General features: G+C 62.3%; 14 protein-coding genes. All 14 read right to left on the bottom strand.

From position 1 onward, the window contains the following. Nucleotides 1-218 (bottom strand): large ribosomal subunit protein uL22 (locus tag AC5I5I_RS26005; protein ID WP_495978097.1); only part of this gene is annotated, 218 nt, incomplete at its 3' end. Nucleotides 219-238: 20 nt separating this feature from the next. Beyond that, complete coding sequence (gene rpsS, locus AC5I5I_RS26000; protein WP_495978095.1) at nucleotides 239-517, bottom strand: 30S ribosomal protein S19; 279 nt, start codon at nucleotides 515-517, stop codon at nucleotides 239-241. 12 nt (nucleotides 518-529) lie between these two features. Further along, nucleotides 530-1,369 (bottom strand): 50S ribosomal protein L2, encoded by an 840-nt coding sequence (gene rplB, locus AC5I5I_RS25995; RefSeq protein WP_495978093.1) that lies wholly within the window; start codon nucleotides 1,367-1,369, stop codon nucleotides 530-532. Nucleotides 1,370-1,391: 22 nt separating this feature from the next. Next, complete coding sequence (locus AC5I5I_RS25990; protein ID WP_495978091.1) at nucleotides 1,392-1,691, bottom strand: 50S ribosomal protein L23; 300 nt, start codon at nucleotides 1,689-1,691, stop codon at nucleotides 1,392-1,394. After that, the gene (rplD, locus tag AC5I5I_RS25985; protein ID WP_495978089.1) at nucleotides 1,688-2,308 is read right to left on the bottom strand and encodes a 50S ribosomal protein L4; all 621 of its coding nucleotides are present in this window, start codon (nucleotides 2,306-2,308) and stop codon (nucleotides 1,688-1,690) included. Before rplD ends, AC5I5I_RS25990 begins: the two co-directional genes overlap by 4 nt. Continuing rightward, nucleotides 2,308-3,066 carry a 50S ribosomal protein L3 gene (rplC, locus tag AC5I5I_RS25980; protein WP_495978087.1) on the bottom strand — a complete coding sequence of 253 codons (759 nt, stop codon included), beginning with the start codon at nucleotides 3,064-3,066 and terminating at the stop codon, nucleotides 2,308-2,310. Before rplC ends, rplD begins: the two co-directional genes overlap by 1 nt. A gap of 26 nt (nucleotides 3,067-3,092) precedes the next feature. Next, nucleotides 3,093-3,401 (bottom strand): 30S ribosomal protein S10, encoded by a 309-nt coding sequence (gene rpsJ / locus AC5I5I_RS25975; RefSeq protein ID WP_086089732.1) that lies wholly within the window; start codon nucleotides 3,399-3,401, stop codon nucleotides 3,093-3,095. A gap of 97 nt (nucleotides 3,402-3,498) precedes the next feature. Then, nucleotides 3,499-4,689, bottom strand: coding sequence for an elongation factor Tu (gene tuf / locus AC5I5I_RS25970; RefSeq protein ID WP_495978084.1), 1,191 nt, complete (start codon nucleotides 4,687-4,689; stop codon nucleotides 3,499-3,501). 47 nt (nucleotides 4,690-4,736) lie between these two features. Further along, a complete protein-coding gene (gene fusA / locus AC5I5I_RS25965) occupies nucleotides 4,737-6,809 on the bottom strand; it encodes an elongation factor G (protein WP_495978082.1) in 2,073 nt (690 codons plus the stop codon). Nucleotides 6,810-6,819: 10 nt separating this feature from the next. Next, a complete protein-coding gene (rpsG, locus tag AC5I5I_RS25960) occupies nucleotides 6,820-7,290 on the bottom strand; it encodes a 30S ribosomal protein S7 (RefSeq protein WP_325703756.1) in 471 nt (156 codons plus the stop codon). A gap of 11 nt (nucleotides 7,291-7,301) precedes the next feature. Further along, nucleotides 7,302-7,673, bottom strand: a complete 372-nt coding sequence (rpsL, locus tag AC5I5I_RS25955) for a 30S ribosomal protein S12 (RefSeq protein WP_495978079.1) — start codon at nucleotides 7,671-7,673, stop codon at nucleotides 7,302-7,304. A 668-nt stretch (nucleotides 7,674-8,341) separates the two neighbouring features. Then, nucleotides 8,342-8,770: an autotransporter outer membrane beta-barrel domain-containing protein gene (locus AC5I5I_RS25950; RefSeq protein ID WP_495978077.1), complete on the bottom strand. Its 429-nt coding sequence runs from the start codon at nucleotides 8,768-8,770 to the stop codon at nucleotides 8,342-8,344. A 58-nt stretch (nucleotides 8,771-8,828) separates the two neighbouring features. Next, nucleotides 8,829-12,971, bottom strand: a complete 4,143-nt coding sequence (locus AC5I5I_RS25945; RefSeq protein ID WP_495978075.1) for a DNA-directed RNA polymerase subunit beta' — start codon at nucleotides 12,969-12,971, stop codon at nucleotides 8,829-8,831. A gap of 108 nt (nucleotides 12,972-13,079) precedes the next feature. Beyond that, a partial coding sequence (locus AC5I5I_RS25940) for a DNA-directed RNA polymerase subunit beta (protein WP_495978073.1) occupies nucleotides 13,080-13,965 on the bottom strand: 886 nt, incomplete at its 5' end.

The following is a 13,965-nucleotide window of genomic DNA, read 5'->3' as shown; positions in this document are numbered from 1 at the left end:
TTGTTCTCGGCATTGGCGATAGCCGATTCCAGGCACTTCTTGACGTCGACCGCGATCCGCTTGCGCGAAAACTGCAAATCGTTGAGCGCCATTGCGACCTTCTTGCCGCGAATGAGCTGCGCAACCAGATTCAGCTTCTGCGGCGATATCCGGATATTGCGGGCAATCGCCTTAGCCTCGTTGTCGGGGAGCGTACGCTCGCGCGCCGGTTTGCCCATGACTTCAACCCTCTCAATTCTTACGCGCGCTTCGCCTTACGGTCGGACGCATGACCGTGAAACGTGCGGGTGGGCGAAAACTCGCCGAACTTGTGGCCAACCATTTCCTCGGACACCTGCACCGGCACATGCTTTTGGCCGTTATAGACACCGAAGGTCAGGCCCACGAATTGCGGCAGGATGGTCGAGCGGCGGCTCCAGATCTTGATGACCTCGTGCCGTCCCGACCCTCGCGCCTTATCTGCCTTCTTCAGCAGATAGCCGTCGACGAATGGACCCTTCCAGACCGAACGCGCCATAACGATCGTTCCTTATCGCTTCTTCTTCCGAGCGTGGCGGCTCGAAATGATGAACTTGGTGGTGGACTTGTTCTTTCGGGTCTTCTTGCCCTTGGTCGGAAAGCCCCAGGGGCTGACCGGATGACGGCCGCCCGAGGTGCGGCCTTCGCCGCCGCCATGCGGGTGATCGACCGGGTTCATCGAGACACCGCGGTTGTGCGGACGACGGCCGAGCCAGCGGGTACGACCGGCCTTGCCCATCGACGTGTTCATGTGGTCCGGGTTGGAAACCGCACCCATGGTGGCCATGCAGCGGCCATGCACCAGGCGCTGCTCGCCGGAATTCAGACGCAGGATCACGTATTCGCCGTCACGGCCGACGATCTGCGCATAGGAGCCGGCCGAACGGGCGATCTGTCCGCCCTTCCCGATCTTCAGCTCGATATTGTGCACGATGGTGCCGACCGGAATGTTGCCGGCAGGCATCGCATTGCCCGGCTTCACGTCGACATGCTCGCCGGCGACGACCGTATCGCCGACCGCCAGACGCTGCGGCGCCAGGATGTAGGCGAGTTCGCCGTCCTCGTACTTCACCAGCGCGATAAAGGCGGTGCGGTTCGGATCGTATTCCAGCCGCTCGACCTTCGCCGGCGCATCGAACTTGCGACGCTTGAAATCGACGATCCGGAACGACTTCTTGTGACCGCCGCCACGGAAGCGTGTGGTGATACGGCCGTTATTGTTGCGGCCGCCGGTGCCCGGCTTGCCTTCGGTCAGCGACTTGACCGGCGCACCCTTGTAGAGCGCGGAGCGATCAACCAGCACCAACTGGCGCTGGCCCGGCGTGGTCGGCTTGTATTTCTTCAGTGCCATAGCGCGTTCCTTGCCGAATTCCTCAGAGGCCCGTCGTCACGTCGATGCGGTGACCTTCTTCCAGGGTCACGACCGCGCGCTTGGTATTCGACTGGGTTCCGATCACGCCCTTGAACGCCTTCACCTTGCCCTTGCGGACAATCGTGTTGACGCCCTTGACCTTCACATCGAACAGCTTCTCGACCGCGTCCTTGATCTGCGGCTTGGTCGCGTTGATGCGCACCTTGAACACGACCTTGTTGAACTCGGACGCGTTGGTGGACTTTTCGGTGATCACCGGCGACAGGATCACGTCGTAATGCCGCGGGTCTTTCGTGCTCATTTGAAACGAGCCTCCAGCGCATCGAGAGCGGCCTTGGTCAGCACGAGCTTTCCGTGGCGCAGAATGTCGTAGACGTTGATGCCGGCGATCGGCAGCACGTCCACATGCGGAATATTGCGGGCGGCGTTGCGGAAATTCGTATCGATCTCCGCCCCGTCGATGATCAGCGCATTCTTGATGTCGAGCTTGGCGAAACGCTCGGTCAGGAGCTTGGTCTTGCCTTCCTGAAGCTTGGCCTCGTTCAGCACCACGATGCCGCCGTCCTTGGCCTTGGCCGACAAGGCGTGACGCAGCGCCAGGGACCGCACCTTCTTCGGCAGGCCGATCTCGTGGCTGCGTACAACCGGACCGAACGACCGGCCGCCGCCGCGGAACAGGTTCACGCGATGCGAACCGTGGCGCGCGCCGCCGGTGCCCTTCTGCGCAGCCAGCTTCTTGCCGGTACGGGCGATGTCCGCGCGGTTCTTCACCGCATGGGTGCCGGCACGGCGCTTGGCAAGCTGCCACACCACGCAACGATGGATGAGATCGGGACGCGGCTGCAGGCCGAAAATGTCCTTGTTCAGCGTTACGTTGCCGGCTTCGCCGCCGTCAAGCGAGAGCATCTTGAGTTCCATTATGCGCCCTCTTTCGTCTCGGCTTCGGGAGCGGGCTCAGCCGCGCTCTCAGCCGGCTTGTCGGCAGCACCATTGGATGCGCCGGCCTCGCGGAACTTGCCCGGCTGCGGCACGTCCTTCGGAAGCGCCTTCTTCACAGCATCACGCACCGTGATCCAGCCGCCCTTGTGACCGGGGACTGCGCCCTCGACCAGGATGAGGCCGCGCTCGATATCGGTCTGCACCACCTTGAGATTGAGCGTGGTGACGCGCTCGACACCGAGATGACCCGGCATCTTCTTGTTCTTGAAGGTCTTGCCCGGATCCTGACGGCCGCCGGTCGAACCGATCGAACGGTGCGAGATCGACACGCCGTGGGTGGCGCGGAGACCGCCGAAATTCCAGCGCTTCATGCCGCCGGCAAAGCCCTTGCCGATGGTGGTGCCGGTGACGTCGACGAACTGGCCGACGACGAAATGATCAGCGGTGATTTCCGCGCCGACCGGGATCATGCCGTCGTCGCTGACGCGGAATTCCACGATCGTGTGCTTCGGCTCGACCTTGGCAATGGCAAAATTGCCGCGCTCGGCCTTCGACACGTTCTTGACCTTGCGGCTGCCGGCGCCGAGTTGCAGCGCGACATAGCCGTTCTTGTCCTTGGTGCGATGACCAATGACCTGGCAGCCCGCGAGTTTCAGCACCGTCACCGGCACATGTTCGCCGGCCTCGGTGAAGACCCGTGTCATTCCGACTTTCTGTGCGACCACTCCGGTGCGCATGGCTTTGCTTCCTTACGTCCAGCGGCTCAGAGCTTGATCTCGACATCGACACCGGCGGCGAGGTCGAGCTTCATCAGCGCGTCCACCGTCTGGGGCGTCGGATCGACGATATCGAGGAGGCGCTTGTGAGTGCGCATCTCGAACTGTTCACGGCTCTTCTTGTCGATATGGGGCGAGCGGTTCACCGTGAACTTCTCGATCTTGGTCGGCAGCGGAATCGGTCCACGCACCTGCGCACCCGTGCGCTTGGCGGTGTTGACGATCTCGCGCGTCGACGCATCGAGGATTCGATGATCGAAAGCCTTGAGCCGGATCCGGATATTCTGGCCGTTCATTGTCAGTCTTTCTTGATCGCAACCGCGACTGGTGAACGCGAACAGTGAGAGCGGGTAGCGACAGGTTGTCCGCGCTACCCGCTATGTCTCTGTTCGCTTACTCGATGATGCTCACGACGACGCCGGCGCCGACGGTGCGGCCACCCTCGCGGATCGCGAAACGCAGCTTCTCTTCCATGGCGATCGGCACGATCAGGTGAACTTCCATGTTCACGGTGTCGCCCGGGATCACCATTTCGGTGCCTTCCGGCAGATGCACGATGCCGGTCACGTCGGTCGTCCGGAAATAGAATTGCGGACGATAGTTGGTCATGAACGGCGTGTGGCGGCCACCCTCGTCCTTGGTGAGGATGTAGGCCTCGGCCTTGAACTTGGTGTGCGGCTTCACCGAACCCGGCTTGCAGAGCACCTGACCGCGCTCGACTTCCTCGCGCTTGGTGCCGCGCAGCAGCGCGCCGATGTTGTCGCCAGCCTGGCCCTGGTCGAGCAGCTTGCGGAACATTTCGACGCCGGTGACGGTCGTCTTGGTGGTCGGCTTCAGACCGACGATCTCGACTTCCTCCCCGACCTTCACGATGCCGCGCTCGACACGGCCGGTGCAGACAGTGCCGCGGCCCGAGATCGAGAACACGTCTTCAACCGGCATCAGGAACGGCTGGTCGATCGGACGCTCCGGCTGCGGAATGTACTCGTCCACCGCCTTCATCAGTTCGAGGACGGCTTCCTTGCCGAGCTTCGGATCCTTGTCTTCCAGCGCCATCAGGGCGGAGCCCTTGATGATCGGAATCTTGTCGCCCGGGAACTGGTACTTCGAGAGCAGTTCGCGCACCTCGAGCTCGACCAGCTCGAGCAGCTCCGGATCGTCGACCATGTCGACCTTGTTCAGGAACACGACCAGCGCCGGAACGCCGACCTGACGCGCCAGCAGGATGTGCTCGCGGGTCTGGGGCATTGGGCCGTCGGCAGCCGACACAACCAGGATCGCGCCGTCCATCTGGGCAGCGCCGGTGATCATGTTCTTCACATAGTCAGCGTGGCCGGGGCAGTCGACGTGCGCATAGTGGCGGTTGGCCGTCTCGTACTCAACGTGAGCGGTCGAGATGGTGATGCCGCGCGCCTTCTCTTCCGGCGCCTTGTCGATCTGGTCGTAGGCGGTGAACGTTGCGCCGCCGGTCTCGGCCAGAATCTTGGTGATCGCAGCCGTCAGCGACGTCTTGCCATGGTCGACGTGACCGATGGTGCCGATATTGCAATGCGGCTTGCTGCGGTTGAATTTCTCTTTAGCCATAGAACACTCCCTTCCGGGTCTTTCCGACGGTTGGTCTTAGTTGCGGATTACGCGAATTTCTTCTGGACCTCTTCCGAAACGTTTCGCGGCGCTTCGGCGTAATGGTCGAACTGCATCGTGAAGGTCGCGCGCCCCTGAGACATCGAGCGCAGGGTGTTCACGTAACCGAACATGTTCATCAGCGGGACCATTGCGTTGATGACGTTGGCGTTGCCGCGCATGTCCTGGCCCTGGATCTGCCCGCGCCGGGAATTCAGGTCGCCGATGACGGAGCCGGTGTAATCCTCCGGCGTCACCACCTCGACCTTCATGATCGGCTCGAGCAGGACTGACTTGCCCTTCTGCAGGGCTTCACGGAACGCCGCGCGCGAGGCGATTTCGAAGGCGAGCGCCGACGAATCGACTTCGTGGAAGGCGCCGTCGACAAGCTGAACCTTGACGTCGACCACCGGGAAGCCTGCAACGACACCCGCACCCAGCACGCTGTTGAGGCCCTTTTCGACGCCGGGGATGTATTCCTTCGGCACCGAACCGCCCACGATCTTGCTCTCGAACTCGAAGCCCTTACCCGGCTCGTTCGGCTCGACGATGAACTTCACCCGCGCGAACTGGCCGGTACCGCCGGTCTGCTTCTTGTGGGTGTAGTCGACTTCCGCCGGCTTGGTGATGCGCTCACGGAACGCCACCTGCGGTGCGCCGATATTGGCGTCGACCTTGTAGGTCCGCTTCAGGATGTCGACCTTGATGTCGAGATGCAGTTCGCCCATCCCCTTCAGGATGGTCTGGCCGCTTTCGGTGTCGGTCGACACGCGGAAGGACGGATCCTCGGCAGCGAGCTTCGCCAGCGCGACGCCGAGCTTTTCCTGATCGGCCTTCGACTTCGGCTCGATCGCGATCTCGATCACCGGCTCCGGGAATTCCATCTTCTCGAGAATGACCGGCTTGTCCGGATCGCACAGCGTGTCGCCGGTGCGGGTCTCCTTCAGACCGGCCAGCGCAACGATGTCGCCGGCATAGGCTTCCTTGATGTCTTCACGGTTGTTCGCATGCATCAGCAGCATGCGGCCCACCCGCTCCTTACGCTCACGGGTCGAATTGACGACGCCCGTGCCGCTCTGAAGGATGCCCGAATAGATGCGGCAGAAGGTGATGGTGCCGACGAACGGATCGTCCATGATCTTGAAGGCGAGCAGCGACATCGGCTCGCTGTCGTCGGGCTTGCGCACCAGCTCGTTGCCCTTGTCATCGACTCCCTTGATGGCGGGAACGTCGATCGGCGACGGCAGATAATCCACGACCGCGTCAAGCAGCGGCTGCACGCCCTTGTTCTTAAACGCCGAGCCACAAAGAACCGGATAGAACGCGCCGCTCAGCACCGCCTTGCGCAGCAGGCGCTTCAGCGTTGCTTCGTCGGGCTCAACACCATCGAGAAACGCCGTCAGCGCGTCGTCGTCGAGTTCGACGGCGGCCTCGATCATCTTCTCGCGATATTCCTTCGCCTGGTCGAGCATGTCGGCGGGAATGTCGATGTCCTTGAAATTGGCACCGAGCGCCTCGTCTTCCCAGATCACGCCCTTCATGCGCACCAAGTCGATGATGCCCTTGAACTGGCTCTCAGCGCCGATCGGCAGCTGAATGGCGACCGGCTTCGCGCCCAGACGCTTCACGATGTCATCGAGACACTTGAAGAAGTCGGCGCCGATCTTGTCCATCTTGTTGGCGAACACGATGCGCGGGACGCGATACTTGTCGCCCTGGCGCCAGACGGTCTCGGTCTGCGGCTCCACGCCCTGGTTGCCGTCGAGCACAACGACCGCGCCGTCGAGCACGCGCAACGAGCGCTCCACCTCGATGGTGAAGTCCACGTGGCCCGGGGTGTCGATGATGTTCAGGCGCTTGCCGTTCCAGAACGCGGTCGTCGCAGCCGACGTAATGGTGATGCCGCGCTCCTGCTCCTGCTCCATCCAGTCCATCGTCGCGGCGCCTTCATGCACCTCGCCGATCTTGTGGCTTTTGCCGGTGTAATAGAGAATCCGCTCGGTGGTCGTCGTCTTCCCGGCATCGATGTGAGCCATGATGCCGAAATTGCGGTAGTCCTCGATCTTGTGGAGACGGGGCATTGGACGTCCTTTACCAGCGGTAATGCGAGAAGGCGCGGTTGGCTTCCGCCATGCGATGCACGTCTTCGCGCTTCTTGACTGCATTCCCCCGGTTATTCGATGCGTCGAGCAGCTCAGCGGAGAGCCGGTCCATCATCGTCTTTTCGTTGCGATCGCGCGCGGCGGAAATCAGCCAGCGAATGCCGAGCGCCTGACGGCGGGTCGAACGCACTTCAACCGGCACCTGATAGGTCGCGCCACCGACGCGCCGCGAGCGCACTTCGATCGACGGCATGACGTTGTCCAGCGCCTGCTGGAAGACCTGCAGCGGATTGGACTTGGTCTTGCCCTCGATGATGTCGAAGGCGCCATAGACGATCCGCTCGGCGGCCGACTTCTTGCCGTCATACATCAGCGAATTCATGAACTTGGAAACAATGAGATTGCCGAACTTCGGATCCGGATTGATCTCGCGCTTCTCGGCAGAGTGACGACGGGACATGACGCGCTACCTCACTTCGGCCGTTTCGCGCCGTACTTGGACCGGCGCTGCTTGCGGTTCTTCACGCCCTGCGTGTCGAGCACGCCGCGGACGATGTGATAGCGAACACCCGGCAGATCCTTCACGCGGCCGCCGCGGATCATCACAACCGAGTGTTCCTGCAGGTTGTGGCCCTCGCCCGGAATGTAGCCGATCACCTCGAACTGATTGGTCAGGCGCACCTTGGCGACCTTGCGAAGCGCCGAGTTCGGCTTCTTCGGGGTCGTCGTATATACACGCGTGCACACGCCGCGCTTTTGCGGCGAGGCCTGCAGAGCCGGCACCGTGTTGCGGTAGGTCGGTTTGACCCGGCCTTTGCGGATCAATTGATTGATCGTCGGCATCCGATTTAAGCCTTCATCCTCACCGTCGGGACCGCCATCCAGATGGCCCCTCGCCGGAACGCACGTTTCCACGCGCAAAACGAAACCACGCCATCCGCTCCGGCTTTTGCGGATTGGCGCTTCGCGATGCAGAGGACCACGAAGCTCATCGCCTCGCGGTCATGACCTTTCCAACTGGCTTCTTGCCGTCAGCGGCAGCGTTTGAGAATCATTCGTCGAGGCTTTGGGTCGCCGTCCGCAGCGCGTCAAAAGAGCTTTTCAACTCAATGACTTAGATGCTGCCTTCGGGATGCCGTGCCGACGAGGCGAAACTCACCGCCTGCCGAAAGTGGCGCGTGTGTATCGGCCATGGGGGGTGAAGTCAAGCAAAGAAGTCCAGATTTTCCGGGCCTTTCGGGCAGTTCATCTCCGGCGCCCGAAGCCTGACGGCATCGCCGGAATTACCGCCGCCCGGCAGCGTGAAATCGCCGATCAGCCCGAACTTCGGTCAAACAGTTCCAACGAGGGGTCGTGACCCTATCATAGCACCGCAACTCGCGTCGCATCGTCAGGTTCCGCGCACACGAACGGCTATATGGTACCGGCGGATTGAGTCTGCCTGCCCTCTGCAGACGCCGCCTGGCCAGAACGCGAATCGTCTCCGCCTGAATCGGCCACCGGCCCACACGTCACCAGACGTAGCGGATGTGACATTTCCCGCCGTAGCCACGGGTGGTGCTGGAAAACTCGCCCTCGAACGAGCCGCCGAGACTCACATTATTTGCGAGCCTCAGGTCTGCGCCAGCACTGACCAGCGCTAGGTCGCGCGCCGGCGCAGCGCCATTGATGGTGAAGGTCAACCCCGGCAGCGACGCAAAGGTCGCCGACACCGCGCCGTCATTGCCCTCGTCGTGGGCCCAGGCCGCACGGCCGCGCAGCGTCAGCAATGCCGCTTGCAGTGCGATCGAATGCTCCATGCGCGCGCCGAGTTCGGTGCGGGTGATGGTCGTATCGTTGCTGCCGTAGCTCAGCGTCCTTAAGGGAACCGAGCCAAGTCGCCTGCGATCCGGCGCGAGCTCGATCCGACTGACTCGACCGCGCCGAAGCGGGCAGATCAAAGAGAAAAGGCCGCTTCTCAGCGGCCTTTTCTTCAGTTCTCGAGACTTCTGCTCGCGACTATTCCGCTGCCGGCTCCGGCAGCGCCGCCGGGGCTGCGGCGGAACGGGCCGCCGCCTCCTTGGCGCGCTCATCGAGGATGAGGGTGTCGCGCTTGGTCGCGATCTCGCGCAGCGAGCTCATCATGGCGCCGGTACCGGCCGGGATCAGCCGTCCGACAATGACGTTTTCCTTGAGCCCGTCGAGCGTGTCGGACTTGCCGTTGACGGCAGCCTCGGTGAGCACGCGCGTGGTCTCCTGGAACGACGCCGCCGAGATGAACGACCGGGTCTGGAGCGAGGCCTTGGTGATGCCGAGCAGAACCGGATGTCCGCTCGCCGGCTTCTTGCCCTGCTCCACCGCCTTCTCGTTGATCTGGTCCATCTCGACACGGTCGAGCTGCTCGCCCTGGATCAGGTCGGTCTCGCCCGCGTCGTCGATCTCCACCTTCTGCAGCATCTGACGGACAATCACCTCGATGTGCTTGTCGTTGATGCCCACGCCCTGCAGCCGGTAGACCTCCTGGATTTCGTTGACCAGGTAAGCGGCGAGTTCCTCGACGCCCTTGATCGCCAGAATGTCGTGCGGAGCCGGGTTGCCCTCGACGATGGAGTCGCCCTTCTCGATCAGGTCGCCATCCTGCAGATGGATGTGCTTGCCTTTCGGGATCAGATATTCGACCGCCTCCACCTCGGTGTCGGCCGGCTCGATCGAGATGCGGCGCTTGTTCTTGTAGTCGCGGCCGAACCGGATCGTGCCGGAGATTTCGGCGATGACCGCCGCTTCCTTCGGACGCCGGGCCTCGAACAGCTCCGCCACCCGCGGCAGACCGCCGGTGATGTCGCGGGTCTTGGCGCTTTCGGTCGGGATACGGGCGATGACGTCGCCGGCATAAACCGGAGCGCCCTGGTCGACCGACAGGATGGCGTCGATGGCGAGCGGATAGCGCGCCTCGCCGCCGCGGGCGAGCTTGAGAATCTTGCCCTCCTTGTCCTTGATCGCGATCGCCGGACGCAGGTCCGCGGCACGCTGGGACGTGCGCCAATCGGTCACCACGCGCTTGGTGATGCCGGTGGACTCGTCCTGGGTCTCCGCGACCGACTGGCCTTCGACCAGATCCTCGAGTTCGGCAAAACCGTCGACCTCGGTGATGATCGGGCGGGTATAGGGATCCCACTCTGCCATCCGCTGGCCGCGCGTGACCTTGTCGCCCTCGTTGACGCGCAACCGCGCGCCGAACGGCAGACGATGGGTCGCCCGCTCGGTGCCATCCGCATCGACCACCGCGAGGGTGACGTTGCGGCTCATCACGATCAACGCGCCTTCCGAATTCTTGGTGACGGCGTTGGCCAGCTTGTCCTTCATCTTCAGACGGACGGTGCCATCGAAATTCGACTCGATGAACGACTGCTCGTTGATCTGCGCCGCACCGCCGATGTGGAAGGTGCGCATGGTGAGCTGGGTGCCCGGTTCGCCGATCGACTGAGCGGCGATCACGCCGACAGCTTCGCCCATATTGACCGGCGTGCCACGTGCCAGATCGCGTCCGTAGCAGGCGCCGCAGACACCGTTGGCCAGTTCGCAGGTCAGCACCGAGCGGATGCGCACTTCCTGCACATTCGCCTTGGTGATCTGATCAACCTCGGCTTCGCCGAGCAGCGTGCCGTTCTTCACGATCACATTGCCGGTCGCCGGATCCTTCACGTCCTCTGCCGTGGTGCGGCCGAGAATCCGGATGCCGAGCGATGCCACGACCGTGCCCGCGTCGATGATCGCGCGCACCTTGATGCCGGCTTCGGTTCCGCAATCATACGACGTGATGATGCAGTCCTGCGCCACGTCGACGAGACGGCGGGTCAGGTAACCGGAGTTCGCGGTCTTCAGCGCGGTGTCGGCCAGACCCTTGCGGGCGCCGTGGGTGGAGTTGAAGTACTCCATCACGGTCAGGCCTTCCTTGAAGTTCGAGACGATCGGGGTCTCGATGATGGAGCCGTCAGGCTTGGCCATCAGTCCGCGCATGCCGGCGAGCTGACGCATCTGGGCGGGCGAACCGCGCGCTCCGGAATGCGCCATCATGTAGATCGAATTGATCGGCAGCTCGCGACCGGACTTGGCGTCCTTCTTGGTGGTCGAGATTTCGGTCATCATCTCGGCGGCGATCGCCTCGGTGCATTTCGACCAGGCGTCGACCACCTTGTTGTACTTCTCGCCCTGGGTGATCAGGCCGTCATTGTACTGCTGCTCGAAATCCTTGGCCTCTTCGCGAGTCTTGTCGACGATCTTCCACTTCGCCTCGGGCACCACCATGTCGTCCTTGCCGAACGAAATGCCGGCCTTGAACGCATGCGAGAAGCCGAGCGCCATGATGCGATCGCAGAAGATGACCGTGTCCTTCTGACCGCAATGGCGGTAGACGGTGTCGATCATGTTCGAGATTTCGCGCTTGGTCATGAGCTTGTTGACGACGTCGAAGGTGACGACCCTGCTCTTCGGCAGAACCTGCCCGAGCATCACGCGTCCCGGCGTCGTATCGTAGACCTTCCGCGTCGCCTCTCCGTCCGGCCCGAGGCCGTTCCAGCGATACTTGATCTTGGAATGCAGCGTGATCGTCTTCTGCGACAGCGCATGCTCGACCTCGGCGATGTTGCCGAACACCTTGCCCTGGCCGGGCTCGTTGTCGCGCATCAGCGAGAGGTAGTAGAGACCGAGAACGATATCCTGCGACGGCACGATGATCGGCTGACCGTTGGCCGGATGCAGGATGTTGTTGGTCGACATCATCAGCACGCGCGCTTCCAGCTGCGCTTCAAGCGACAGCGGAACGTGCACGGCCATCTGGTCGCCGTCGAAGTCGGCGTTGAAGGCGGCGCAGACCAGCGGATGAAGCTGAATGGCCTTGCCTTCGATCAGCACCGGCTCGAACGCCTGGATGCCGAGACGATGCAGCGTCGGCGCACGGTTCAGCATCACCGGATGCTCGCGGATCACCTCGTCGAGGATATCCCAAACTTCGGGCTTTTCCTTTTCGACGAGCTTCTTCGCCTGCTTCACGGTGGTCGACAGACCCTTGGCGTCCAGCCGCGAATAGATGAAGGGCTTGAACAGCTCGAGCGCCATCTTCTTCGGCAGGCCGCATTGATGCAGCTTTAATTCCGGACCGACCACGATCACCGAACGGCCGGAATAGTCGACGCGCTTGCCGAGCAGGTTCTGACGGAACCGGCCCTGCTTGCCCTTCAGCATGTCAGCGAGCGACTTCAGCGGACGCTTGTTGGCGCCGGTGATGACGCGGCCGCGGCGGCGCAGCTCGATCAGCCGCTTCAGGCGGTTGTTGCGGTTGATGACGCGGCGATACAGGTCGTTGAGGTCGGACGTCGCAAAACGTCCGCCATCCAGCGGCACCAGCGGGCGCAGGTCCGGCGGGATCACCGGCACATGCGTCAGGATCATCCATTCCGGCTTGTTGCCAGACTCGATGAAGGCCTCGATCAGCTTCACGCGCTTGGCGAACTTCTTCTTCTTGATCTCGCTGTCGGTGTTGGCGATCTCGGCGCGCAGATCGGCCTGCAGCTTGGTCAGGTCGAGCGCCTTCAGCATCTCGCGGATCGCTTCCGCGCCGATCATGGCAGTGAATGAGTCCTGGCCGTACTCGTCCTGCGCCTTGAGGTAATCCTCTTCGGACAGCAGCTGACGATCCTGCAGTGGGGTGAGACCCGGCTCCAGCACCACGTAATATTCGAAATACAGGATGCGCTCGAGATCTTTCAGCGTCATGTCGAGCAACATGCCGATGCGGCTCGGGAGCGACTTCAGGAACCAAATGTGAGCAACCGGGGCCGCCAGCTCGATATGGCCCATGCGCTCGCGACGCACGCGCGACAGCGTGACCTCGACCGAGCACTTCTCGCAGATGATGCCCTTGTACTTCATGCGCTTGTACTTGCCGCACAAGCACTCGTAATCCTTGATCGGGCCAAAGATGCGCGCGCAGAACAAACCGTCGCGCTCCGGCTTGAAGGTCCGGTAGTTGATGGTCTCCGGCTTCTTGATCTCGCCGTAGGACCAGGACTGAATCTTCTCAGGCGACGCGATCGAGATGCGGATCTGGTCGAAGACCTGAGCCGGCACCTGCGGGCTGAACAGATTCATGATTTCTTGGTTCATCGTGTTCTCCTCGGCCTTCGGCTGAATTTTGGCTCAGCGCCCGCGGCCGTAAATCGTTTCGCCAATGGACCCGGGACGGCGCCCTCGCCGTCCCGTCTCGTTTGCGAATTACTCCGCCGCCTCGGGCAGATCCGTCGGACGCTGCACCTTCGAATTGTGCAGGTCGACATTGAGGCCGAGCGAACGCATTTCCTTGACCAGCACGTTGAAGCTTTCCGGAATGCCCGCCTCGAACGTGTCGTCGCCGCGGACGATCGCCTCGTACACCTTGGTACGGCCAGCCACGTCGTCGGACTTCACTGTCAGCATTTCCTGCAGCGTGTAGGCGGCGCCATAGGCTTCGAGCGCCCACACCTCCATTTCGCCGAAACGCTGGCCGCCGAACTGCGCCTTGCCGCCCAGCGGCTGCTGGGTGACGAGTGAGTACGGGCCGATCGAACGGGCGTGGATCTTGTCGTCCACAAGGTGATGCAGCTTCAGCATGTAGATGTAGCCGACGGTCACCTTGCGATCGAATTGATCGCCGGTGCGGCCGTCATGCAGCACCACCTGGCCGGAGTGATCGAGACCTGCCAGATCGAGCATGTCCTCGATGTCCTTCTCCTTGGCCCCGTCGAAGACCGGGGTTGCGATCGGAACGCCGGGGCGCAGGTTGTTACCAAGTTCGACCAGGCCCTTGTCGTCGAGTGACTTGATGGTCTCGTCGTCGCCATAGACCTTCTTGAGGGTCTCCTTCAGCGGCTTGGTGTCCTGCTTCGAATAATACGCATCGACTGCCTGACCGATACGTTTGCCAAGGCCGGCGCAGGCCCAACCGAGATGGGTCTCGAGGATCTGACCGACATTCATGCGGCTCGGCACGCCGAGCGGATTGAGCACGATGTCGGCATGTGTGCCGTCTTCAAGGAACGGCATGTCCTCGACCGGAACGATCTTCGACACCACGCCCTTGTTGCCGTGACGGCCGGCCATCTTGTCGCCGGGCTGGATCTTG

Source organism: Pseudorhodoplanes sp. (assembly GCF_059499825.1).
Note: the sequence above shows the minus strand (reverse complement) of the source record. Positions and strands in the feature narration are given on the sequence as shown.